Here is a 25,290-nt window from a genome sequence, read left to right as displayed (position 1 = left end):
GCCCACACCGCGGGCAGATGGCACGCAGGAAGCCCGGACTAATAAGATGGCATTGAAATCCCCCGCGTTTCGTAGAAAATTTCCGTTGCTGGTAACCGGCAGTCTGCTGGCCATGCAACCTTTCGCCACCTCATTCGTGGTCGCCGCGGAACAGTATGACTGCTCAGTCTCTGCTTCGGGTGCCTGGGATTGCGCGCCGAAGACGGCCGCAGCCCCGTTGCCACCGCGCCCGGTGCATGACGGCAGTGCCGTCACCTCCGCCAATGGCACGCCGCAAGGCGAGTCCGGCGGTACTGCCGAGGCCGTGCCACAGACCACGCTGGTCACCGAAGCCAAGGGCCGGGGCCTGCGTTCGCGCAGCGCCGACTACAGCCATCTGGACTGGGTCCCACGCGAGAAGCTCACCGCTGCGCAACTGGCCGAGACCGGCCCGTATTGCTCCGGCGCGTACATCGAGCCGATTCGTCCTGGCATGAACGACAAGACGAACAAGAGCGACGCGCCGACCTTCATCGGTGCCAAAGCCTCTCGTTACGAGCAGGATCAACAGATCGCCTCCCTGGCCGGTGACGTCGTCATGCGCCAGGGCAGCATGCAGGTCGAGGCCGACGAGGCCAACCTGTACCAGGCCGAGAACCGTGGCGAGCTGAACGGCAACGTCCGTCTGCGCGACAACGGCGCCCTGCTGGTGGGCGACCACGCTGAAGTCCAGTTGGACACCGGCGCGGCCAAGGTCGACAACGCCGAATACGTGATGCACAAATCGCGCATCCGCGGCAACGCGCTGTACGCCAAGCGTGCCGAGAACGCGATCATCCGTCTCAAGGACGGTACGTACACCACCTGTGAGCCGAACAGCAACGCCTGGCAGCTCAAGGGCAACAACATCACGCTCAACCCGGCCACCGGTTTCGGTACCGCGACCAACGTGACGTTGCGCGTGAAGGACATTCCGATCCTTTACACCCCGTACATCTATTTCCCGATCGACAACCGTCGTCAATCCGGCTTCCTGCCGCCGAGCTTCAGCACCGGTGGCGAGACGGGCTTTACGCTGGTTACGCCGTACTACTTCAACCTGGCGCCGAACTACGATGCCACGTTGTATCCGCAATACATGACCAAGCGCGGCCTGTTGATGGAAGGCGAATTCCGCTACCTCACCAAGTCCAGCGAAGGACAGTTCGGCGGCGCGTACCTGAACGACGACAGCAGCGAGCGTAAAGGCCAGACCGATTACGAAAAAACCCGCTACATGCTCAACTGGCAGCACAAGGGTGGGCTGGATACGCGTGTACTGACCCAGGTCGACTACACCAATATCAGCGATCCTTATTACTTCCAGGACTTGAAGTCCTATCAGGAAGGGATCAAGAGCCAGGACTACGTGAACCAGCAGGGTTCCGTGACCTATCGTGGCGATACCTACCAGGCGCGGCTGAACCTGCAGGCTTACCAGTTGGCGACGATCTCCCAGATCACTCCGTACGACCGGCTGCCGCAGATCACCTTCAATGGTGCGCTGCCGTACCATCCAGGTGGGTTGAACTTCACTTACGAGACCGAGGCAGTACGCTTTGATCGGGATCTTGAGAAAGGCACCTTTACCGATGAAAACGGCCTGGTGTCGCCTCGCCTGGACACTTACGTAACAGGTCTGACCCGTGCAAACGGTGACCGCCTGACTGCTGCGCCAGCCGTCGAATACCCGATGAACTGGACCTACGGTTTTGTTACGCCGAAGTTGAAGTACGTTTACACCAAATACGATCTTGATCTGGATAGCACGGGTAAGGACCAGATTGTTGCAGCGCAAGCCGCGGCAACTGCAGCCAACCCTTATGTGGGCGGCACATTCAAAAGCTCGCAGGACCGTGCGATACCCATTGCCAGCTTGGACACCGGCCTGTATTTCGACCGCAACACCCAGCTGTTCGGTGACAACTATCGTCAAACCCTCGAACCGCGCATGTTCTACCTCTACGTTCCATATAAGAACCAGGAAGACATTCCGGTATTCGACTCTGGCGAAACCACGTTCAACTACGCCTCGCTATTCCGCGATAACCGCTTCGTGGGCGGCGACCGCATCGGCGATGAAAACAAGCTGTCCTTTGGCCTGACAAGCCGTTGGATTCAAGACAACGGCTTTGAACGTCAACGTGTCAGCATCGGCCAGGCTGTGTACTTCAAGGACCGCGAAGTTCAATTGCCAGGCATCGACGCAGCGACCCGCGACGACGCGCACGAAAATGTCTCCCCAATCGCCCTGGACTACTCGTTCCGTTTCAACCGCGATTGGCGCGCCACCGCCGACTACAACTGGGACACCACCACCCACAGCCCACGCTCCGGCAGCGCAATGTTCCACTACCAGCCGGAAGACAACCCGAACAAGGTTATCAACGTTGGCTATCGCTATCGCAACGACCAGGTCGTGTACAACCAGTTGACCGGCAAATGGCAGTTCGGTGGCGACTACGGCACCGAAGGTCAACCGAACTTCGTGAAGGATTACTACAAAATCCAGCAACACGACTTCTCGATGATGTGGCCGATCGTTCCCCAGTGGAACCTGATCACCCGCTGGCAGTATGACTATGCCCGTAACCGTACCCTGGAAGCCTTCGGTGGTTTCGAGTACGACAACTGCTGCTGGAAACTGCGCGTCATCAACCGTTACTGGGTTTCCAACGACGAATACAGCCAGATCGCCCCGCTGAACGAAAAGGGTGACCACGGGCTCTTCTTCCAGATCGTCCTTAAAGGACTCGGCGGCCTGACCGGCGCCAAGGTAGAGAGCTTCCTCGACAAAGGCATTGAAGGTTATCGTGAACGTGAAGACCAAGCTTTCTGATTGTCTGCGCCCGCTGATGCTGGGCGCGCTGTTCCTGGGTACTGCCGCTGCTCACGCGGCGGTCCAACCGCTGGACAAGGTAGTGGCCATCGTCGATAACGACGTGATCATGCAGAGCCAACTGGACCAACGGGTCAAGGAAGTTCAGCAAACCATCGCCAAGCGTGGGGGCGGCGTGCCGCCGACCAGCGTGCTGGACCAGCAGGTGCTCGAGCGCCTGATCGTTGAAAACCTGCAACTGCAGATCGGCGATCGCTCCGGTATCCGGATCAGCGACGAAGAATTGAACCAGGCTGTCGGCACCATCGCCCAGCGCAACAACATGAGTGTTGATCAGTTCCGCGCCGCACTGGCTCACGACGGCCTGTCCTATGAGGACGCCCGTGACCAGATCCGCCGCGAAATGATCATCAGCCGTGTGCGTCAGCGCCGCGTGGCCGAACGGGTTCAGGTGTCCGAGCAGGAAGTGAAGAACTTCCTGGCCTCCGACCTTGGCAAGATGCAGCTTTCCGAAGAACTGCACCTGGCCAACATCCTGATCCCTACGCCAGACAGCGCCAACGCTGAACAGCTGAATGCTGCGGCGGCGAAAACCCAGGCTATCTATGACCGTCTCAAGCAAGGCGCTGACTTTGCCCAGATGGCCATTGCCCAGTCCGGCAGCGACAACGCCCTCGAAGGCGGTGACATGGGCTGGCGTAAAGCCGCGCAACTGCCACCACCGTTCGACCGCGAGCTGAGCGCCATGGAAGTGGGCGGCATCACCCAGCCTGCCCGTACCCCTGGCGGCTTCATCATCCTCAAGTTGCTCGGCAAGCGCGGCGGCGAAGAAGCCCAGATGAAGGACGAAGTTCACGTTCGTCACATTCTGGTCAAGCCAAGCGAGATCCGTACCGAAGCACAGACCAAGGAACTGGCCCAGAAGCTCTATGACCGCATCGAAGCGGGCGAAGACTTCGGCGAACTGGCCAAGAGCTATTCCGAAGACCCGGGCTCGGCGCTTAACGGCGGCGATCTGAACTGGATCGATCCGAAAGCACTGGTTCCAGAGTTCCAGGACGTGATGGCCAAGACCCCGCAAGGCGTACTGTCCAAGCCATTCAAGACCCAATACGGCTGGCACGTGCTGGAAGTCCTTGGCCGCCGTGCCACTGACAACACTGCCCAGGCCCGCGAGCAACAAGCCCTCACCGTACTGCGTAACCGCAAATACGACGAAGAGCTGCAAACCTGGTTGCGTCAGATCCGTGACGAAGCCTACGTAGAGAACAAGCTGCCAGGCGCCGACCAAACAGGCACCGACCAGGCACCTCAGTGAAACCCAAGCGTTTCGCGTTGACACCCGGCGAGCCGGCCGGCATTGGTCCTGACCTGTGCCTGCTGCTCGCCTCGCAACCCCAGCCACACCCCCTGATTGCCATTACCAGCCGCGACCTGCTCATTGAGCGGGCCGCGCAGCTGGGTGTGGTTGTCGATCTGCTGCAGGTGGGCCCGGGCAACTGGCCTGACCTTCCGGCACCGGCCAACAGCCTGTACGTATGGGATACCCCGCTGGCGGCCAAGGTGGTCGCCGGGCAACTGGACAAAGCCAATGCCGCCTTTGTTCTGGAAACCCTGACCCGGGCCGGCCAAGGCTGCATCGACGGGGATTTCGCCGGAATGATCACCGCCCCCGTGCACAAGGGCGTGATCAACGAATCGGGGATCGCCTTTTCCGGCCATACCGAATTCCTGGCTGAGCTGACCCACACCGAACAAGTAGTGATGATGCTGGCAACGGGCGACCTGCGAGTGGCGCTGGTGACCACTCACCTGCCCCTGCGGGAGATTGCCGACGCCATCACCCCCGAGCGCCTGGAGCGCGTCACGCGCATCCTGTACGCCGACCTGCAACAAAAATTCGGCATCGCCCAACCACGAATCCTGGTCTGCGGGCTAAACCCCCACGCCGGTGAAGGTGGCCACCTGGGCCATGAAGAAATCGACATCATTGAACCAACCCTGGAGCGTCTGCGCCTTGAGGGCATGGACCTGCGCGGCCCATTGCCTGCCGACACTCTGTTTACCCCCAAATATCTGGAGCACTGCGATGCAGTGCTGGCGATGTACCATGACCAGGGGCTGCCCGTGCTGAAGTACAAAGGCTTCGGCGCCGCAGTCAACGTGACACTGGGCCTGCCGATCATCCGCACTTCCGTCGACCATGGCACCGCCCTGGACCTCGCCGGCAGCGGCAAGATCGATACCGGCAGCCTGCACGTGGCCCTGGAAACCGCCTATCAGATGGCCGAGACCCGTATATGACCGAGCATTACCAACACCGGGCGCGCAAGCGCTTCGGGCAAAACTTCCTGCACGACGCTGGCGTGATCGATCGCATCCTGCGCTCCATCCATGCCAAGCCCGAAGACCGCCTGCTGGAAATCGGCCCGGGCCAGGGCGCACTGACCCAAGGCCTGCTGAAGAGTGGCGGGCAGCTGGACGTGGTTGAGTTGGACAAGGACCTGATCCCGATCCTCAACCAGCAGTTCGCCGGCATGCCCAACTTCAACCTGCACCAGGGCGATGCACTGAAGTTCGACTTCAACAGCCTCAACGCCGCGCCCAACAGCCTGCGTGTGGTCGGCAACCTGCCGTACAACATCTCCACCCCGCTGATTTTTCACCTGCTGAACAACGCCGGCATCATCCGCGACATGCACTTCATGCTGCAAAAGGAAGTGGTCGAGCGTTTGGCAGCCGGTCCTGGCGGCGGTGACTGGGGTCGCCTGTCGATCATGGTTCAGTACCACTGCCGCGTAGAGCACCTGTTCAACGTCGGCCCGGGCGCGTTCAACCCACCGCCGAAGGTCGACTCCGCCATCGTGCGCCTGGTGCCTCACGCAGTGTTGCCACACCCGGCCAAAGATCACAAATTGCTGGAGCGCGTGGTGCGTGAAGCGTTCAACCAACGCCGCAAGACCCTGCGCAATACGCTCAAGGCCTTGCTCAGCAACGCCGAAATCGAAGCCGCCGGCGTCGACGGCAGCCTGCGCCCCGAGCAACTGGACCTGGCCGCCTTCGTGCGCCTGGCTGATCAGCTCGCCATTCAGCCAGCGCCTGCGGCTGAATAAAGCAGAGTCGGGCACGGCCAGACAGCATGTCTGGCCTAGTGCCCATCAGTTGGCCTAGACTGACCGGCATCCGCTGTTCCCCCGCTTTTGCTTTTAAGGCCTCTTGCATGTCCGATCCTCGCTATCAGATCGACGTCAGCGTCGTCACCCGCTTTCTGGCGGAACAATCGCAACCCGAGCAGAACCGTTTTGCGTTCGCCTACACCATTACCGTGCAAAACAACGGTGAACTGCCTGCCAAGCTGCTGTCGCGCCACTGGGTCATCACCGACGGTGACGGCCAGGTCGAGGAAGTGCGCGGCGCCGGCGTGGTTGGCCAACAGCCGCTGATCGCCCCCGGCAAGAGCCACACCTACAGCAGTGGCACGGTCATGACCTCCCGCGTGGGCAACATGCAAGGCAGCTACCAGATGCTCGCCGACGATGGTAAACACTTCGACGCCATCATCGCCCCGTTCCGCCTCGCGGTGCCCGGAGCCCTGCACTGATGACGACGTACGCCGTCGGCGACCTGCAAGGCTGCCTGGAACCGCTCAAGTGCCTGCTCGAGCGTGTGGCCTTCGACCCGGCCAAGGATCGCCTGTGGCTGGTGGGCGACCTGGTCAACCGTGGCCCGCAATCCCTGGAAACCCTGCGCTTCCTTTATGGCATGCGCGATTCCCTGGTGTGTGTGCTGGGCAACCATGACCTGCACCTGCTGGCGGCCGGCCATAACATCGAGCGCCTGAAAAAGGGCGACACCCTGCGGGAAATCCTCGAAGCGCCCGACCGTACCGAGTTGCTTGACTGGCTGCGCCGGCAAAAAATCATGCACTATGATGAAAGCCGCGACATCGCGCTGGTGCATGCCGGCATTCCACCCCAGTGGACGCTGAAGAAGGCGCTCAAGTGCGCGAGTGAAGTCGAGGCCGCCCTGGCCGATGACAACCTCTACACTGCTTATCTGGATGGCATGTACGGCAACGATCCCGTGAAGTGGGACAACGAACTCACTGGGGTCGCCCGCCTGCGGGTGATCACCAACTACTTCACCCGCATGCGCTTCTGCACCGCCGAAGGCAAGCTGGACCTCAAGAGCAAGGAAGGCGCCGAAACCGCCCTGCCCGGCTACAAACCCTGGTTCGCCCACAAGGAGCGCAAGACCCGTGACACGAAGATCATCTTCGGTCACTGGGCAGCCCTGGAAGGCAAATGTGATGAACCCGGCGTGTTCGCCCTCGACACCGGCTGCGTGTGGGGCGGCGCCATGACACTGATGAACATCGACACCGGCGAGCGTATGAGCTGCCAGTGCGAAGCCCCCATTCCCGAACAACTGCAGGCCGCGGCAAAGCGCTGAGCCGCGCTTTCATACAGGCCAAAGGAGCCCGCCATGACTGAATTCAAACGTATTCCTCCAGAACAAGCCCAGGCCCTGCGCGAACAAGGCGCAGTGGTTGTCGACATTCGCGACCAGCCGACCTACATCGCCGGCCACATCAGTGGCGCCCAGCATCTGGACAACCACAACATCGCTGACTTCATCCGCGCCGCCGACCTCGACGCGCCGGTGATCGTGGCGTGCTACCACGGCAACTCCAGCCAAAGCGCGGCGGCCTATCTGGTGAGCCAGGGCTTCTCCGACGTCTATAGCCTGGACGGCGGCTTTGAGCTGTGGCGTACGACCTATCCTGCAGAAATTGCCGCAGGCGACGCGCAATAATTTTTTTCAAACCCCTCTATCCCGCGTGACGCTTGGCCTCGCGCCGTTTCTGACGAACGGCGCGGCCAAACTAATTTCGTATCGCGCCTTGACCTCCCTGATTCCGAACTATCCTTAAGCGCAGGCCATCCAAAACAGGGGAGAGCCGGTACACCGGCGTGCGGGTCATCGGTAGCGTTTCAGGGTGTTCTGGGGGGAAAACGGCCATTGGTGTCCACCAATGACTGCCAGCATCGACTGATTGATCCGGCGTCGGCTCCACGTATCGAGCGAGGTGACGACGTCATGAGTATTTTTAGCCACTTCCAACAACGCTTCGAGTCCACCCGCCAGGAAGAGCTCTCGCTTCAGGAGTATCTCGAACTGTGCAAAAAGGACCGCAGCGCCTACGCGTCTGCCGCTGAACGCCTGCTACTGGCGATCGGCGAGCCGGAGTTGGTAGACACCGCAGCCAATTCGCGACTGTCGCGGATTTTCTCGAACAAGGTGATCCGCCGCTACCCGGCCTTTGAAGACTTCCACGGCATGGAAGAATGCATCGACCAGATCGTCTCGTACTTCCGCCATGCCGCCCAAGGCCTGGAAGAGAAGAAGCAAATCCTCTACCTGCTCGGTCCCGTCGGCGGCGGCAAGTCGTCCCTGGCCGAGAAGCTCAAACAGCTGATCGAGAAGGTGCCGTTCTACGCCATCAAGGGCTCGCCGGTGTTCGAGTCGCCCCTGGGGCTGTTCAACGCCACGGAAGATGGCGCGATCCTCGAAGAAGACTTCGGCATTCCACGGCGCTACCTCAACACCATCATGTCGCCCTGGGCGACCAAGCGCCTGGCCGAGTTCGGCGGCGACATCAGCCAGTTCCGGGTGGTGAAGCTGTATCCGTCGATCCTCAACCAGATTGCCGTGGCCAAGACCGAACCGGGTGACGAGAACAACCAGGACATCTCGGCGCTGGTGGGCAAGGTCGATATCCGCAAACTCGAAGAATTCCCGCAGAACGACGCCGACGCCTACAGCTACTCGGGCGCGCTGTGCCGGGCCAACCAGGGCCTGATGGAGTTCGTGGAGATGTTCAAGGCACCGATCAAAGTGCTGCACCCACTGCTCACGGCAACCCAGGAAGGCAACTACAACAGCACCGAAGGCCTGGGGGCGATTCCGTTTACCGGGATCCTGCTGGCCCACTCCAACGAATCGGAGTGGCACACCTTCCGCAACAACAAGAACAACGAAGCCTTCATCGACCGGATCTACATCGTCAAGGTGCCGTACTGCCTGCGGGTCAGCGATGAAATCAAGATTTACGACAAACTGCTGTTCAACAGCTCCCTGGCCAAGGCCCACTGCGCGCCTGACACCCTGAAGATGCTGGCCCAGTTCACCGTCCTGTCGCGCCTCAAGGAGCCGGAGAACTCCAACATCTACTCCAAGATGCGTGTGTACGACGGCGAAAACCTCAAGGACACCGATCCAAAAGCCAAGTCGATCCAGGAATACCGCGACACGGCGGGCGTGGATGAGGGTATGAACGGCCTGTCGACACGTTTCGCGTTCAAGATCCTGTCCAAGGTCTTCAACTTCGACCCCCACGAAATCGCCGCCAACCCGGTGCACCTGCTCTACGTGCTGGAACAGCAGATCGAACAGGAACAATTCCAGGCCGAAACCCGCGAGCGCTACCTGCGATTCCTCAAGGAATACCTGGCACCGCGCTATATCGAGTTCATCGGCAAGGAAATCCAGACGGCGTACCTGGAGTCCTACAGCGAATACGGCCAGAACATTTTCGACCGCTACGTGCTTTATGCAGACTTCTGGATCCAGGACCAGGAATACCGCGACCCGGAAACCGGCGAAATCCTCAACCGCGTAGCCCTCAACGAGGAACTGGAAAAGATCGAAAAACCCGCCGGCATCAGCAATCCGAAGGATTTCCGCAACGAAATCGTCAACTTCGTGCTGCGCGCCCGGGCCAACAACAACGGCAAGAACCCTACCTGGCTCAGCTACGAGAAGCTGCGGGTCGTCATCGAGAAGAAAATGTTCTCCAACACCGAGGATCTGCTGCCGGTCATCAGCTTCAACGCCAAGGCCAGCAAGGAGGATCAGCAAAAACACAACGACTTCGTCACACGAATGGTCGAGCGTGGCTACACCGACAAACAGGTACGGCTGCTCTCCGAGTGGTACCTGCGGGTCCGGAAATCGCAGTAAGGCAGCGACAAGCGTGAAGTGCCAGGCTCCCGGTACGCCGGACAGCCTGGCAATCGACCGCTTGTCTTTAAGCTTCCAGCTTGCCGCTTGAAGCTTGTAACTTGAAGCTGCCCGGAGGGCTCCCACATGAGCTATGTGATCGACCGACGTCTCAATGGCAAGAACAAGAGCACGGTAAACCGCCAGCGTTTCCTGCGGCGTTACCGTGACCACATCAAAAAGGCCGTCGAAGAGGCCGTCAGCCGCCGTTCCATCACCGACATGGAGCATGGCGAACAGATCAGCATTCCCGGCCGTGACATCGATGAACCGGTGCTGCACCACGGCCGGGGCGGCAAACAGACGGTCGTGCACCCCGGCAACAAGGAATTCACCAGCGGCGAACATATTCAGCGCCCCCAAGGCGGCGCGGGCGGCAAAGGCCCGGGCAAGGCCGGCAACTCCGGCGAAGGCATGGACGAGTTTGTGTTCCAGATCACCCAGGAAGAGTTCCTGGAGTTCATGTTCGAAGACCTGGAGCTGCCCAATCTGGTCAAACGCAACCTGACCGGTACCGACACCTTCAAGACCGTGCGCGCCGGGATCAGCAACGAGGGCAACCCGTCACGGATCAACATCATCCGCACCCTGCGTTCGGCCCATGCGCGGCGAATCGCATTGTCTGGCAGCAGCCGGGCAAAACTGCGGGACGCCAAGGCCGAACTGGAACGCCTGAAACGCGAAGAGCCGGACAACTTCGGCGATATTCAGGAAATCGAGGCCGAAATCGCCAAACTCAGCGCGCGGATTCATCGCGTACCGTTTCTCGACACCTTCGACCTGAAGTACAACCTGCTGGTCAAGCAACCCAATCCCAGTTCCAAGGCGGTGATGTTCTGCCTGATGGACGTGTCCGGCTCCATGACCCAGGCGACGAAGGACATCGCCAAGCGCTTCTTCATCCTGCTGTACCTGTTCCTCAAGCGTAACTACGACAAGATCGACGTGGTCTTCATCCGCCACCACACCAGCGCCCGGGAAGTCGATGAAGAAGAATTCTTCTACTCGCGGGAAACCGGCGGCACCATCGTTTCCAGCGCCTTGAAGCTGATGCAGGAAATCATGGCGGAGCGCTATCCGGCGAACGAGTGGAATATCTACGCCGCCCAGGCCTCCGACGGCGACAACTGGAACGACGACTCACCCATCTGCCGCGACATCCTGATCAACCAGATCATGCCCTTCGTGCAGTACTACACCTACGTCGAAATCACCCCGCGCGAACACCAGGCGCTGTGGTTTGAGTACGAGCGCATCAGCGAAGCCTTCGCTGACACCTTCGCCCAGCAACAATTGGTCTCGGCCGGCGATATCTATCCGGTCTTCCGTGAACTCTTCCAGCGCAGGTTAGTGACATGACCGCCAAAGAGCATAAGCGCCAACCCATATCCACGGGGTCCGAATGGACCTTCGAACTGATCCAGGCCTATGACCGGGAAATCAGCCGCATCGCGGCGGGTTATGCCCTGGACACCTACCCCAACCAGATCGAAGTGATCACGGCCGAACAGATGATGGACGCCTATGCGTCCGTGGGTATGCCCCTGGGCTATCACCACTGGTCCTACGGCAAACACTTCCTCAGCACCGAAAAGTCCTACACCCGCGGCCAGATGGGCCTGGCCTACGAAATCGTCATCAACTCCGATCCGTGCATCGCCTACCTGATGGAAGAAAACACCATCTGCATGCAGGCGCTGGTGGTGGCCCACGCGTGCTACGGGCATAACAGCTTCTTCAAGGGTAACTACCTGTTCCGCACCTGGACCGATGCCAGCTCGATCATCGATTACCTGGTCTTCGCCAAGCAGTACATCATGCAGTGCGAGGAGCGCCACGGCATCGATGCGGTGGAAGACCTGCTGGACTCCTGCCATGCCCTGATGAACTACGGCGTCGACCGCTACAAACGCCCTTATCCGATCTCCGCCGAAGAAGAACGCCTGCGCCAGAAGGATCGTGAAGAGCATCTGCAAAAGCAGATCAACGACCTGTGGCGCACCATTCCCAAACGCGCAGGCAAGAACAGCGATAAGGACAATGCGCGCTTCCCCGCCGAACCTCAGGAAAACATCCTGTACTTCCTCGAAAAACACGCGCCATTGCTGGAGCCCTGGCAGCGGGAAATCGTGCGGATCGTGCGCAAGATTGCCCAGTATTTCTACCCGCAACGCCAGACCCAGGTGATGAACGAGGGCTGGGCCACGTTCTGGCACTACACCCTGATGAACGACCTGTACGACGAAGGCTTGGTTACAGATGGCTTCATGATGGAGTTCCTGACGTCCCACACCAGCGTGGTCTTCCAGCCGGGCTTCGACAGTCCTTACTACAGCGGCATCAACCCGTACGCCCTGGGCTTTGCCATGTACCGGGATATCCGACGCATGTGCGAGCACCCTACCGAAGAAGACCGCCGCTGGTTCCCGGACATTGCCGGCAGCGATTGGCTGTCGACCATCAAGTTCGCCATGAGCAGCTTCAAGGATGAGAGCTTCATCCTGCAGTACCTGTCGCCCCAGGTGATTCGTGACCTCAAGCTGTTCAGCATCATGGACGACGACCTCAAGGACGACCTGTTGGTGCCAGCGATCCATGACGAACCAGGTTACCGCACCATCCGCGAAACCCTGGCGGCGCAGTACAACCTGGGCAACCGCGAACCCAACGTGCAGATCTACAGCATCGACGTACGCGGCGATCGCTCGCTGACCCTGCGCCACCAGCAGCACGACCGCAAACCCTTGGGAGAGTCCACTGACGAGGTTCTCAAGCACCTGCACCGGCTCTGGGGGTTCGATATCCACCTGGAAACGCTGCAGGGCGACCAGGTGATGAAAACCCACCATGTTCCGCCCCGCAACGAACACAGCGACAACGACTACGGTCGCCTCGACCTGGCCGTCGTGCATCTGTGAAATCGCAAAGCCTCCATTGGCGGGCCGCAGGCGTTATCCTGTGCCGCTAATGGAGGCTTTTTCATGCAAATCTACAAAGTCGGTGGCGCGGTACGAGATCGCCTGCTGGGCATCCCCGTTACCGATATTGATCGCGTCGTAGTTGGCGCTACCACTGAGGAAATGCTCGCCCTGGGCTACAAGCCTGTGGGCTCGGACTTTCCCGTGTTCCTCGATCCAAAGAACGGCGACGAATACGCCCTCGCCCGCACAGAGCGCAAGAGCGGCCGGGGTTATGGCGGCTTTGTATTTCACGCCAGCCCCGAAGTCACCCTGGAAGAAGACCTGATCCGCCGTGACCTGACCATCAACGCCATGGCCGAAGATGATGACGGCAACCTGACCGATCCTTACCACGGCCAGCGCGATCTGAAAGCGCGCGTTCTGCGTCACGTTTCACCGGCGTTTGCCGAAGATCCGCTCAGGGTGCTGCGCGTTGCACGCTTCGCCGCACGCTACGCCAGCCTTGGTTTCACCGTCGCACCGGAAACCCTCGAGTTGATGCGCGACCTCAGCAACTCCGGCGAACTGGAAGCCCTCACACCCGAGCGCAGCTGGAAGGAAATTTCCCGCGCCCTGATGGAAAATCAGCCACAGGTGTTTATCCAGGTACTGCGCGATTGCGGCGCCCTGAAAACCCTGATGCCGGAGATCGATGCCCTGTTTGGCGTACCGCAGCCCGAAGCTCACCACCCCGAGATTGATACCGGCGTGCACACCCTGAGCGTGCTGGAACAGGCTGCCCTACATGCCCAACCGCTGACCGTGCGCTGGGCCTGCCTGCTGCACGACCTGGGCAAGGGCCTCACGCCTGTGGATAAGTTACCCCAGCACATCGCCCATGAGCATCGCGGCTTGAAGCTGATCAAGGCGGTGAACGAGCGCTTCAAGGTGCCAAGGGATTGCCAGGAACTGGCGCTGCTGGTGGGCGAATACCACACCCACGGTCATCGCGCACTGGAGCTGAGGCCCTCGACCTTGCTGGAGTTGCTGCAAAGCTTTGACGTTTACCGTCGTCCGCAGCGTTTCGAGGAGTTTGTGGTGGCGTGCGAGATGGACGCCCGCGGCCGCAAGGGCCTTGAGCAGCGAAGTTATCCACAGGCGGATTATTTGCGCGGCGCAGCGCTGGCGGCCAGAGGTGTGGCCGTCGCGCCGCTACTGGAACAAGGCTTCAAAGGCCCTGAATTGGGTGAAGCGCTCAAACGCGAACGGCTCAAGGCGTTGAAAGCCTATAAGAGCGAATCCGGCGTCAGCGACTGATCTCGCCACTGGAACGCAACGGGCGCCAGTACCTGATCAATGTGTGCATCCCGCCACAGCGCGGCAAATGTCTTGCCCGCCTCGGGGTGCACACGCTCCGGCGCCATCAACGACAGCGGCCACAGCACAAACGCGTTCTTCAGGATTTCGGCCCGGGGCAGGACCAGCCCGTCGAAGTTACCCACCAGCTCGCCGTACAGCAGCACGTCGATGTCCAGCGGCAAACCCTTGCGATCCGGGGCGTAGCGGCCATTGTCGGCCTCGATGAACTTCAGTCGGCGGTCCAGCTCCATCAACGGCAGGTCGGTATAGGCCGACACCACCAGATTGAAGAATGGCCCGCTCTTGATGCCCACAGGCTGGCTTTCAAACACCGGCGAACAGTGCATATCCGTCAGGAAACCCGCGAGCGCATCAAGGCCGGCGCACAAATGCGCCTCACGCTCGATATTGCTGCCAAGACCAAGGTAAACCTGAGTTAGCGACATCCGCGCTCGATCTCCACGCCCACGCCCTTGGCCGCCGGAACGGCGCCGGGCTTGGTCAGTTTGAGGTGCAGCCAGGGAATCTGGAATTCACTCATCAATACTTCGGCCAAGCGCTCGGCGAAGGTTTCCACCAGCTGGAATTGTGCCTGCTCGGCAAAGACCTGGATGCGGGCAGACACGCTGGCGTAATCCAGAGCCAGGGTCAGGTCGTCACCGGCCGCGGCCGGGCGGTTGTCCCAGGCGAAGCTCAGGTCCAGACGCAGGCATTGCCGGATACCGCGCTCCCAGTCGTAGGCCCCGATCACGGTGTCGACTTCCAGGCCTTCGATAAACACTCTGTCCAAGCACTCTTCTCCGCTGCACGACAAGGGCGCGATGCCCCGTTAGAATCAGGGCGTCCTCGCCCGGAATAGTTAGCATGTTTTGGTTACTGGCGACTCTCGCCTACCTGCTCGGCTCGCTGTCCTTCGCCATTTTGCTCAGCCGCTTGACGGGAAATCCCGACCCGCGAATGAGTGGCTCAGGCAATGCCGGCGCCACCAATATGTTGCGCCTGGCCGGCAAGAAACTCGCCGTACTGACGCTGTTCGGCGACGTCTGCAAGGGCCTGCTGCCGGTGCTGATCGCCGACCTGGCCGGGCTTTCGCTGCAACAGCAAGCCTGGATCGGCGTCTGCGCCGTGCTCGGCCATCTGTTTCCGCTGTACTTCCGCTTTCGCGGCGGCAAGGGCGTCGCGACGGCAGCCGGCATGCTGCTGGGGATCTACCCACCGGCGGCGCTGCTGGCCCTCCTGGCCTGGCTGCTGACGTTCTACCTGACCCGCACCAGCTCACTGGCCGCACTGATCGCCACACCCCTGACCCTGCCATTGCTGGCCTGGCAGGAGCCGGCGGCGCTGGTGCCGATGAGCGTGCTTACGCTGCTGATCGTCTGGCGCCACCGGGGCAATTTACGCGACCTGTTTGCCGGGCGCGAACGGCATTTTTAAATACGCTCGCTGAACCTGGCTCACGTTCGCCGATTACAGCGGCGGCAGTTGCTCCATCGGCCAACGTGCCTGCACGCTGATGGCCAGGCTCTCATGCTGACCGGCCTGCAAACGCTGGCAGCCGGCATAGGCGATCATCGCGCCGTTATCGGTGCAGAATTCGGGACGGGCATAAAACACATCGCCCTTCATGTCGCCGAGCATTTTCTCCAGTGAGCTGCGCAATGCCTTGTTGGCGCTGACGCCGCCGGCGATCACCAGGCGCTTCATACCCGCCTGCTTCAGGGCACGCTTGCACTTGATGGTCAAAGTCTCCACCACGGCCTGCTGGAACGCCAGCGAGATGTCGCAACGGGCTTGCTCACTGTCGTCTCCGGCGCTGACGCTCTGCTGCCAGGTGTTCAGGGCAGAGGTTTTCAGGCCGCTGAAGCTGAACATCAGGCCAGGGCGATCGCACATCGGGCGCGGGAAGGTGTAGCGTCCCGGGATGCCTTTTTCCGCCAGCCGCGCGATTTCCGGGCCGCCTGGATAATTGAGGCCCATCATCTTCGCAGTCTTGTCAAAAGCTTCACCGGCCGCATCGTCCAGGCTTTCGCCCAGAAGCGTGTATTGACCGATTCCATCGACCTGAACCAGCTGCGTATGGCCACCTGAAACCAACAAAGCGACGAACGGGAACTGTGGCGGGTTTTCTTCCAGCATCGGCGCCAGTAAATGGCCTTCCATGTGGTGCACGCCGAGGGCCGGAATGCCCCAGGCAAAGGCCAGCGCCTGGGCGCAAGAGGCCCCAACCAGCAGGGCTCCGACCAATCCGGGGCCCGCGGTGTAGGCAATGGCGTCGATCTCGGTCGGCACGCAGCCAGCCTCGTCCAGCACCTGGCGAATCAAAGGCAGCATGCGTTTGACATGATCACGGCTGGCCAGCTCCGGCACCACGCCACCATAGGCGCGATGCAGGTCGATCTGACTGAACAGTGCGTCGGCCAAAAGCCCGCGTTCACTGTCGTAAAGTGCGACACCGGTTTCGTCGCACGAGGTTTCTAATCCCAGAACTAGCATGGGTTTGCGCCTTGTAGAGGCTGAATTCGAAGGCGCGCATAATAGTCGCCGCTCCCCCTCCCGACTAGCGGTTTTCGATCAGAGGCTTTGCATTCCGGGCAATGAGGGGTTAACATCCGCAACCCTTAAAAACCGACGACCTCAGCCGCGAATTTTTTGCGACGAGAACGTTGATTCCCGGTAATGAAAGAAGGTAGCTCTGGATGCCAGCCGTCAAAGTAAAAGAGAACGAACCCTTCGACGTAGCTCTGCGTCGTTTCAAGCGCTCCTGCGAAAAAGCCGGTGTTCTGGCTGAAGTTCGTAGCCGCGAATTTTACGAGAAGCCAACTTCTGAGCGTAAGCGCAAAGCAGCAGCCGCTGTTAAGCGTCACGCCAAGAAAGTTCAGCGCGAGCAGCGCCGCGCCGTTCGTCTGTACTAATACACAGACGTTCGTAGCAAGCTTCTGCCAAGCCCGGCCCTCAGCCGGGCTGTTGGCATTTGCGGATATCGCTTGATGCTTCACCGTTGACGCCGCACACGCGACTGAAACGAACCGCTTCACACGTCAGGACTGGCTCTTTTGCCAGCGGTGCACGTCTCTTCTGACGAGCCTAACAAGGCTACTGACGAGCACACTTATTTTTCAACAGACGATCAACAGGTCGGCTGCGCCCACAGACGAGCTTCCGAGGCCCCCACATGGCCAAGACCGGACTCCCGGGCAACATTTCTACGCCGGGCACTGATCGGAACTAACGTCAGTGAATGTTCGGCAGATACACTTCCTGACAGACCAAGCAGACGACAGATTATCGAGCCGCACGATACGCGCGCCTTGAACACTTTGCGGGCCCTCTTTTACACGCAGTGATGACGAGAACGCCATGGCCGGGCTAATTCCCCAGAGCTTTATTGACGACCTTCTGAACCGCACCGACATCGTCGATGTTGTCAGCTCGCGCCTGCAGATGAAAAAGGCCGGCAAGAACTACACCGCCTGCTGCCCGTTCCACAAGGAAAAGACTCCGTCGTTCAGCGTCAGCCCCGACAAGCAGTTCTACTACTGCTTCGGCTGCGGCGCTGGCGGCAATGCCCTCGGCTTCATCATGGACCACGACAACCTGGACTTCCCCCAGGCCGTCGAGGAACTGGCGAAAGCCGCCGGCATGGAAATCCCCCGCGAAGAAAGTGGCCGCCCGCACAAACCGCGGCAACCCACCGATTCGCCGCTGTACCCGCTGCTCACTGCCGCCGCCGACTTTTACCGCCAGGCACTGAAAAGCCATCCGCAGCGCAAAGCCGCCGTCGATTACCTCAAGGGCCGCGGCCTGACCGGTGAAATCGCCCGCGACTTCGGCCTCGGCTTCGCCCCGCCCGGCTGGGACAATCTGTACAAACACCTGAGCAGCGACACCCTGCAGCAAAAAGCCATGATCGACGCTGGCCTGCTGGTGGAAAACGCCGAGACCGGCAAGCGCTATGACCGCTTCCGCGACCGCGTGATGTTCCCGATCCGCGACAGTCGCGGCCGCATCATTGCCTTCGGCGGCCGAGTACTGGGGGACGACAAACCCAAATACCTGAACTCACCGGAAACCCCGGTGTTTCACAAAGGCCAGGAGCTGTACGGCCTGTTCGAAGCGCGCAAGAACAACCGCAACCTCGATGAAATCATCGTGGTTGAAGGCTATATGGACGTGATCGCCCTGGCCCAGCAAGGCTTGCGCAACGCCGTAGCCACCCTGGGTACTGCCACCAGCGAAGAGCACTTGAAGCGCCTGTTTCGCGTGGTGCCCAACGTATTATTCTGCTTCGACGGCGACCAGGCCGGCCGCAACGCTGCCTGGCGCGCTCTTGAGTCGACCCTGTCGAGCCTGCAGGACGGGCGGCGCGCACGCTTCCTGTTCCTGCCCGAAGGCGAAGACCCGGACACCCTGGTCCGCTCCGAAGGCACCGACGCGTTCCGCGCGCGCATCAACCAACATGCACAACCGCTGGCCGATTACTTTTTCCAGCAACTGACCGAAGAGTCCGACCCGCGCTCCCTCGAAGGCAAGGCCCATATGGTCACCCTCGCAGCGCCGCTGATCGACAAGGTCCCGGGCGCCAACCTGCGGACCCTGATGCGTCAGCGCCTGCTGGAAATTACCGGTTTGAGTGGCGAGGCCGTCAGCCAGCTGGCGCGCAGCGCGCCGCAAGAGGCGCCGCCGGCCTACGACCCGGGCATGGATTACGACGCCATGCCGGACTATTCCGACTTCCACCAACCGCAGGAGGCCTACACGCCCCAGCAGGAGTGGACACCGAAGAAACCCGGCGCTGGCGGCAAGAAATGGGACAAGAAACCCTGGGACAAAAACGGCAAACGTGGCGGCGACCGTGACGAACCGCGCGGGCCACGCGTCCCAGCAGCAGTAGAGCCGCCCACCATGGCGGCCCTGCGTACGTTATTGCACCACCCGCAACTGGCACAAAAAGTCGAGGATGCGGGGCACTTTGCGGCCGAAGACCACACCAATACACAACTGTTGGTGGCCCTGCTCGAAGCCGTACAGAAGAATCCTAAGCTAAACTCATTCCAGCTGATTGCACGCTGGCACGGCACCGAACAGGGCCGCTTGCTGAAGGCATTGGCAGAAAAGGAATGGCTGATTGATGGCGATAACCTTGAACAACAGTTTTTCGACACCATTACTAGCTTGGTAGCTCGTCAACGCGAGCGAAACCTGGAACAACTTCTTCGAAAAGCGCGTCAGAGTGAATTGACCGCCGAAGAGAAAAATCAACTGCGCGACCTTTTAAGTCGCAATGTTTCCGCATCAAACCCGACCTCAGCTGGCGTGTGAGGTCATAGCTCGGGTATAATCCTCGGCTTGTTTTTTGCCCGCCAAGACCTTCAGTGGATAGGGTGTTATGTCCGGAAAAGCGCAACAGCAGTCTCGTATCAAAGAGTTGATCACCCTTGGTCGTGAGCAGAAGTATCTGACTTACGCAGAGGTCAACGACCACCTGCCTGAGGATATTTCAGATCCAGAGCAGGTGGAAGACATCATCCGCATGATTAATGACATGGGGATCCCCGTACACGAGAGTGCTCCGGATGCGGACGCCCTTATGTTGGCCGACGCCGATACCGACGAGGCAGCCGCTGAAGAAGCAGCCGCCGCGTTGGCAGCGGTCGAGACCGACATCGGTCGCACGACTGACCCTGTGCGCATGTATATGCGCGAAATGGGTACGGTAGAGCTGCTGACACGTGAAGGCGAAATCGAAATCGCCAAGCGTATCGAAGAGGGCATCCGTGAAGTGATGGGCGCAATCGCGCACTTCCCAGGCACGGTTGACCACATTCTCTCCGAGTACACTCGCGTCACCACCGAAGGTGGCCGCCTGTCCGACGTCCTGAGCGGTTATATCGACCCGGACGACGGCATTGCGCCACCTGCGGCTGAAGTTCCGCCACCGATCGATGCCAAGGCTGCGAAAGCGGACGACGACACCGACGATGAAGAAGCTGAAGCCAGCACCGATGACGAAGAAGAAGTCGAAAGCGGTCCGGATCCGATCATCGCAGCCCAGCGCTTTGGCGCGGTCTCCGATCAGATGGAACTGGCTCGCAAGGCCCTGAAGAAGCACGGTCGCGGCAGCAAGCAGGCAACTGCTGAACTGCTGGCCCTGGCTGAACTCTTCATGCCGATCAAACTGGTACCGAAGCAATTCGAAGGCCTGGTTGAGCGGGTTCGTAGCGCCCTTGAGCGTCTGCGTGCACAAGAGCGTGCGATCATGCAGCTCTGTGTCCGTGATGCGCGCATGCCGCGTGCCGACTTCCTGCGCCAGTTCCCGGGCAACGAAGTCGACGAAAGCTGGACCGACGCACTGGCCAAAGGCAAAAGCAAATACGCTGAAGCCATTGGTCGCTTCCAGGCCGACATCGTTCGCTGCCAGCAGAAGCTGACTGCATTGCAGACCGAAACCGGTCTGACGATTGCCGAGATCAAGGACATCAACCGTCGTATGTCGATCGGTGAGGCCAAGGCCCGCCGCGCGAAGAAGGAGATGGTTGAAGCGAACTTGCGTCTGGTGATCTCCATCGCCAAGAAGTACACCAACCGTGGCCTGCAGTTCCTCGATCTGATCCAGGAAGGCAACATCGGCTTGATGAAGGCTGTGGACAAGTTCGAATACCGTCGCGGCTACAAGTTCTCGACTTATGCCACCTGGTGGATCCGTCAGGCGATCACTCGCTCGATCGCCGACCAGGCCCGCACCATCCGTATTCCGGTGCACATGATCGAGACGATCAACAAGCTCAACCGTATTTCCCGGCAGATGTTGCAGGAAATGGGTCGCGAACCGACCCCGGAAGAGCTGGGCGAACGCATGGAAATGCCTGAGGATAAAATCCGCAAGGTATTGAAGATCGCTAAAGAGCCGATCTCCATGGAAACCCCGATCGGTGATGACGAAGACTCCCATCTGGGTGACTTCATCGAAGACTCGACCATGCAGTCGCCAATCGATGTTGCTACCGTTGAGAGCCTTAAAGAAGCCACTCGCGACGTACTGTCCGGCCTCACTGCCCGTGAAGCCAAGGTACTGCGCATGCGCTTCGGCATCGACATGAATACCGACCACACCCTTGAGGAAGTCGGTAAACAGTTCGACGTTACCCGTGAGCGTATCCGTCAGATCGAAGCCAAGGCGCTGCGCAAGCTGCGCCACCCGACGAGAAGCGAGCATTTGCGCTCCTTCCTCGACGAGTGATCACAGAACCCCCGGCCCAGGCCGGGGGTTTTGCTTTCTACAGTTTAAATTCCCCCCGCCTCACCTCCCCCGAAATGCCCGTCTACACTCGAAACATTCCCCGTGCCATAACGAGACCGTTATGCCCAGATTGCCGACTGTGTTACTGCTGTCGCTGCTGACCTGGACCGCAACGGCTGGCGCGTTGACTCTCACCGATGAAGAGCGTGGCTGGCTGGCGGACCATCAAGAGCTGCGCCTGGGCGTCGATGCGTCCTGGCCGCCCTTTGAATACCGCGATGAAGAAGGTCGTTACCAAGGCCTGGCCGCAGACTACGTGCGCCTGATGCAGGACCGCCTCGGGCTCAGGATCAAACTGATCGAGCCGGTGAACTGGAGCGCGGTACTGGAACAGGCCCGCAACAACCAGCTCGACCTGCTGCCGGGCATCATGTCCACCCCCGAACGCCAGGGCTTCCTGTCGTTTACCCGGCCGTATCTCGACTTCCCCATCGTCATCCTCGCCCATGAAGGCGGCCCGCAACCGCGCAGCCTCAAGGACCTGTACGGGTTAAAGGTGGCCGTGGTGGAAAACTATGCGCCCCACGAACTGCTGCGCACTCACCACCCGGACCTCAACCTGGTCGCCATGCCCAACGTCAGCGCAACGCTGCAGGCCCTCGCCACGGATAAGGTCGACGCCGTGGTCGGCGACCTCGCTTCCAGCGTGTGGAGCCTGCGCCAACTCAAGCTGGAAGGCCTGTACATCAGCGGCGAAACGCCCTATCGCTATCAATTGGCCATGGGCGTGCCCAAAGACGACAAGATGCTGGTGGGCATCCTCGACAAAGTCCTGGCCGACATCAGCCCGGCCGAGACCGAAGCCATCCAGCAACACTGGGTTGGCAACGTCATCGACCACCGCACCCTCTGGACCGATGTACTGCTCTACGGGCTGCCGGCGGTGCTGTTGCTGAGCATCGTGCTGGCCGTGGTTATCCGGATCAATCGCCGGCTCAGTTCGGAAATTTCCCGCCGTGTAGCCCTCGAACAGGAACTGCGCAGCAGCGAATACCATTATCGCGGCCTGGTGGAGAGCCTTTCAGCGATCGCCTGGGAAGCCAGCATCAGCGATTTCACCTACAGCTACGTGTCGCCCCACGCCGAGGAACTGCTGGGCTATCCGCGGGCCCATTGGCTGATCCCGGGCTTCTGGCGCAACATCATTCACCCCGCCGACCTGACCCGCACAGAATCCTATTGCTACGCAGAAACCCGAGCCAACCGCGACCACAGTGTCGACTACCGGGTGATCACCGCCGATGGCCGCTGCCTGTGGGTGCGAGACATCGTCAGCCTGATCGAACACGGCCACGAACCGGTGCTGCGCGGCCTGATGATCGACATCAGCGAAGCCAAGCGCACCGAGGAAGCGTTGCAGCTTTCGGAGCAGAAGTTCGCCTCCGTGTTCCAGCAATGCCCGGACATCCTGGTGATTGCCCGGCTGTCCGACGGCTGCCTGATGGAGGTCAACAAGGCGTTCGAGGATCAGATCGGCCTGAGCGCTGAAGAAGTCGTAGGAAAAACCGCCACCGAACTGAATATCTGGGGCATCCAGGGTGTAGGCCCCGGTCTTCTGCAACGGGTGCAGACCACCAGCATCCGTAACCTGGAAATGCCTTTCCTGCGCAGTAACGGCCAAGCCTTCACCGGGCTGATTTCCGCCGAACCGTTTCAACTCGACACCACCGAAGCCCTGGTGGTGGTGGTGCGTGATATCACCCAACTGAAAGAAACCCAGCAGCGGCTGCAAACCTCCGAAGAGAAATTCGCCAAGGCCTTCCACGCCTCCCCCGATGGCCTGCTGCTGTCCCGCCAAAGCGACGGCTTGCTGATCGAGGTCAACGAAGGCTTCAGCCGCATAACCGGCTTCAACAGCGTGATGTCACTGGATCAGTCCACCCTGGACCTCGGCATCTGGGTCGACCTGAACGAACGCAAGGACATGCTGGAACTGCTGCAACGGGACGGATTCGTCCGCGACTTTGTCTGCCACATCCGCCGCAACGACGGCGAGATTCGCCTCTGTGAAGTCTCCAGCCGCCCACTGCCCATCGGCGACGAAGACTGCATGCTGACCATCGCCCGGGACATCACCGAGCGCCAACTGATGCAGGAAAAACTGCAACAGGCCGCCACCGTATTCGAAAGCACCGCCGAAGGCGTACTGATCACCGACATCCGGCAAAACATCAGCGCCGTGAACCGCGCCTTCAGCGAGATCACCGGCTACAGCGAAGTCGAAGCCCTCGGCCAAACCCCGCGCCTGCTCGCCTCCGGCCTGCACGACAGCGCCTTCTACGCGGCCATGTGGCATCAACTGACGGCCAACGGCCACTGGCAAGGCGAGATCTCCAACCGGCGCAAGAACGGCGAGCTGTACCCCAGTTGGCTGACCATCAGCGCGGTGCGTAACCGCGAGCAGTCGATCACCCACTTTGTCGCCGTGTTTGCCGACATCTCCAGCCTCAAGCACGCCCAGGCGCGCCTCGATTACCAGGCCCACCACGACCCGCTGACCGGCCTGCCCAACCGCACCCTGTTCGAAAGCCGCCTGCAGGCTGCCCTCAACCATCAACAGGAAACCGGCAGCCAGGGTGCTGTGCTGTTCCTCGACCTCGACCGCTTCAAACACATCAACGACAGCCTCGGCCACCCGATTGGCGACCTGCTGCTCAAGGACATCGCGGTACGCCTCAAGGACCAACTGCGGGACGTCGACACCGTGGCGCGCCTGGGCGGCGACGAATTCATCATCCTGTTGCCCGGCCTGCAACAAGCCAGCGACGCCGAACACCTGGCCAATAAACTGCTGGCCTGCTTCACCCCACCGTTCCAGGCGGGCGAGCATGAGTTCTTTATCAGCGCCAGCATCGGCACCAGCCTGTACCCACGGGACGGCGGCGACGTCGCCACCCTGGTCAAAAACGCCGACGCCGCCATGTACCGCTCCAAGGCCAAAGGCCGCAACCGCGTCGAAAGCTACACCCAGGACCTGACCGCCCAGGCCAACGAACGAGTGGCCCTGGAACACGAACTGCGCCGGGCGATTGAGCGCGACGAATTGCGCCTCTACTACCAGCCGAAACTGAGCCTGGACACCCAGCAACTGATCGGCGCCGAAGCGCTGATTCGCTGGCTACATCCCACCTTCGGCGAAGTGCCACCCGAGCACTTCATCGCCCTGGCCGAAGAGAACGGCATGATCCTGCAAATTGGTGACTGGGTACTGGACCAGGCGTGCCGGCAAATGCACGACTGGAGAGAAGTCTTTGATGACTTCGGCCCGCTGTCCGTCAACCTCGCCGGCGCGCAACTGCGCCACCCCAACCTGCTGGCACGCATCGAACAACTGCTGCGGGACAACCACCTGGAGCCCGGCTGCCTGCAACTGGAGATCACCGAAAACTTCATCATGAGCCAGGCCGAAGAAGCGCTGGAGGTGCTGCACCAACTCAAGCGCTTGGGCGTGCAACTGGCCATTGATGACTTCGGCACCGGGTATTCGTCCCTCAGCTACCTGAAACGCCTGCCGCTGGACTTCCTGAAGATCGACCAGTCCTTCGTACGCGGCCTGCCGGATGACCCGCACGATGCCGCCATCGTGCGCGCCATTATTGCCTTGGGGCACAGCATGCAATTCACCATCATCGCCGAAGGCGTGGAAACGCCTGCCCAGCAAGCGTTCCTGGCGGCTGAAGGCTGCGAACAGATGCAAGGCTACATCGTCAGCCTGCCACTGCCGCCGGACCTTTTTGCCGCCACCTTCCTTCGTATGAGCGTTTCGGACTTTTCGGATGGCACAGCGAAGAAACCATCGCTATAATCCGCGGCCT

Annotated in this window: 19 protein-coding genes; 16 read left to right on the top strand and 3 right to left on the bottom strand. The window is 60.4% G+C overall.

Annotated elements, in window-relative coordinates; genetic code table 11:
• The first annotated feature begins 46 nt into the window (after positions 1 to 46).
• The 11 genes from HX875_RS11285 (at position 47) to HX875_RS11235 (ending at position 14,136) form a co-directional block, all read left to right on the top strand.
• The gene (locus HX875_RS11285; RefSeq protein WP_177043252.1) at positions 47 to 2,857 is read left to right on the top strand and encodes an LPS-assembly protein LptD; all 2,811 of its coding nucleotides are present in this window, start codon (positions 47 to 49) and stop codon (positions 2,855 to 2,857) included.
• Positions 2,838 to 4,175 (top strand): peptidylprolyl isomerase, encoded by a 1,338-nt coding sequence (locus HX875_RS11280; RefSeq protein ID WP_371132015.1) that lies wholly within the window; start codon positions 2,838 to 2,840, stop codon positions 4,173 to 4,175. The genes HX875_RS11285 and HX875_RS11280 overlap by 20 nt, the downstream gene beginning before the upstream one ends.
• Positions 4,172 to 5,161 (top strand): 4-hydroxythreonine-4-phosphate dehydrogenase PdxA, encoded by a 990-nt coding sequence (pdxA, locus tag HX875_RS11275; protein WP_177043250.1) that lies wholly within the window; start codon positions 4,172 to 4,174, stop codon positions 5,159 to 5,161. Before HX875_RS11280 ends, pdxA begins: the two co-directional genes overlap by 4 nt.
• Positions 5,158 to 5,970, top strand: coding sequence for a 16S rRNA (adenine(1518)-N(6)/adenine(1519)-N(6))-dimethyltransferase RsmA (gene rsmA / locus HX875_RS11270; protein ID WP_169386994.1), 813 nt, complete (start codon positions 5,158 to 5,160; stop codon positions 5,968 to 5,970). The genes pdxA and rsmA overlap by 4 nt, the downstream gene beginning before the upstream one ends.
• Positions 5,971 to 6,077: 107 nt before the next feature.
• A complete protein-coding gene (gene apaG, locus HX875_RS11265) occupies positions 6,078 to 6,458 on the top strand; it encodes a Co2+/Mg2+ efflux protein ApaG (protein WP_003210996.1) in 381 nt (126 codons plus the stop codon).
• Complete coding sequence (locus HX875_RS11260; RefSeq protein ID WP_177043249.1) at positions 6,458 to 7,309, top strand: symmetrical bis(5'-nucleosyl)-tetraphosphatase; 852 nt, start codon at positions 6,458 to 6,460, stop codon at positions 7,307 to 7,309. The genes apaG and HX875_RS11260 overlap by 1 nt, the downstream gene beginning before the upstream one ends.
• Before the next feature lie 33 nt (positions 7,310 to 7,342).
• Complete coding sequence (gene glpE, locus HX875_RS11255; protein ID WP_088423358.1) at positions 7,343 to 7,672, top strand: thiosulfate sulfurtransferase GlpE; 330 nt, start codon at positions 7,343 to 7,345, stop codon at positions 7,670 to 7,672.
• A 285-nt stretch (positions 7,673 to 7,957) separates the two neighbouring features.
• Positions 7,958 to 9,880, top strand: coding sequence for a PrkA family serine protein kinase (locus tag HX875_RS11250; protein ID WP_003210999.1), 1,923 nt, complete (start codon positions 7,958 to 7,960; stop codon positions 9,878 to 9,880).
• A 126-nt stretch (positions 9,881 to 10,006) separates the two neighbouring features.
• Entirely contained in the window at positions 10,007 to 11,278 is a 1,272-nt protein-coding gene (locus HX875_RS11245; protein ID WP_003211000.1) for a YeaH/YhbH family protein, read from the top strand.
• A complete protein-coding gene (locus tag HX875_RS11240) occupies positions 11,275 to 12,837 on the top strand; it encodes a SpoVR family protein (protein WP_177043248.1) in 1,563 nt (520 codons plus the stop codon). The genes HX875_RS11245 and HX875_RS11240 overlap by 4 nt, the downstream gene beginning before the upstream one ends.
• 63 nt (positions 12,838 to 12,900) lie before the next feature.
• The gene (locus tag HX875_RS11235; RefSeq protein ID WP_177043247.1) at positions 12,901 to 14,136 is read left to right on the top strand and encodes a multifunctional CCA addition/repair protein; all 1,236 of its coding nucleotides are present in this window, start codon (positions 12,901 to 12,903) and stop codon (positions 14,134 to 14,136) included.
• On the opposite strand, the gene folK is transcribed toward HX875_RS11235, so the two are convergent.
• Positions 14,106 to 14,624, bottom strand: a complete 519-nt coding sequence (gene folK / locus HX875_RS11230; RefSeq protein WP_177043246.1) for a 2-amino-4-hydroxy-6-hydroxymethyldihydropteridine diphosphokinase — start codon at positions 14,622 to 14,624, stop codon at positions 14,106 to 14,108. The genes HX875_RS11235 and folK overlap by 31 nt on opposite strands.
• Positions 14,615 to 14,968, bottom strand: a complete 354-nt coding sequence (gene folB, locus HX875_RS11225) for a dihydroneopterin aldolase (protein WP_177043245.1) — start codon at positions 14,966 to 14,968, stop codon at positions 14,615 to 14,617. Before folB ends, folK begins: the two co-directional genes overlap by 10 nt.
• 74 nt (positions 14,969 to 15,042) lie before the next feature.
• Here folB and plsY point away from each other — a divergent pair, with 74 nt between their 5' ends.
• Positions 15,043 to 15,612 (top strand): glycerol-3-phosphate 1-O-acyltransferase PlsY, encoded by a 570-nt coding sequence (gene plsY, locus HX875_RS11220; protein ID WP_177043244.1) that lies wholly within the window; start codon positions 15,043 to 15,045, stop codon positions 15,610 to 15,612.
• 33 nt (positions 15,613 to 15,645) lie between these two features.
• On the opposite strand, the gene tsaD is transcribed toward plsY, so the two are convergent.
• Positions 15,646 to 16,671 carry a tRNA (adenosine(37)-N6)-threonylcarbamoyltransferase complex transferase subunit TsaD gene (gene tsaD / locus HX875_RS11215; RefSeq protein ID WP_010167287.1) on the bottom strand — a complete coding sequence of 342 codons (1,026 nt, stop codon included), beginning with the start codon at positions 16,669 to 16,671 and terminating at the stop codon, positions 15,646 to 15,648.
• A 203-nt stretch (positions 16,672 to 16,874) separates the two neighbouring features.
• On the opposite strand from tsaD, the gene rpsU reads away from it, so the two are divergent.
• The 4 genes from rpsU (at position 16,875) to HX875_RS11195 (ending at position 25,280) form a co-directional block, all read left to right on the top strand.
• Positions 16,875 to 17,090, top strand: a complete 216-nt coding sequence (gene rpsU, locus HX875_RS11210) for a 30S ribosomal protein S21 (RefSeq protein WP_002551877.1) — start codon at positions 16,875 to 16,877, stop codon at positions 17,088 to 17,090.
• A 445-nt stretch (positions 17,091 to 17,535) separates the two neighbouring features.
• The gene (gene dnaG / locus HX875_RS11205) at positions 17,536 to 19,497 is read left to right on the top strand and encodes a DNA primase (RefSeq protein ID WP_003211012.1); all 1,962 of its coding nucleotides are present in this window, start codon (positions 17,536 to 17,538) and stop codon (positions 19,495 to 19,497) included.
• A gap of 67 nt (positions 19,498 to 19,564) precedes the next feature.
• On the top strand, positions 19,565 to 21,415 hold the full coding sequence (gene rpoD, locus HX875_RS11200) for an RNA polymerase sigma factor RpoD (RefSeq protein WP_063026748.1): 1,851 nt from the start codon (positions 19,565 to 19,567) through the stop codon (positions 21,413 to 21,415).
• A 121-nt stretch (positions 21,416 to 21,536) separates the two neighbouring features.
• On the top strand, positions 21,537 to 25,280 hold the full coding sequence (locus tag HX875_RS11195; RefSeq protein WP_177043243.1) for a bifunctional diguanylate cyclase/phosphodiesterase: 3,744 nt from the start codon (positions 21,537 to 21,539) through the stop codon (positions 25,278 to 25,280).
• Positions 25,281 to 25,290: the final 10 nt, after the last annotated feature.

The organism is Pseudomonas yamanorum (genome assembly GCF_013386765.1).
Classification (GTDB): domain Bacteria; phylum Pseudomonadota; class Gammaproteobacteria; order Pseudomonadales; family Pseudomonadaceae; genus Aquipseudomonas; species Aquipseudomonas yamanorum_A.
This window is presented reverse-complemented; position numbering and strand designations above follow the sequence as displayed.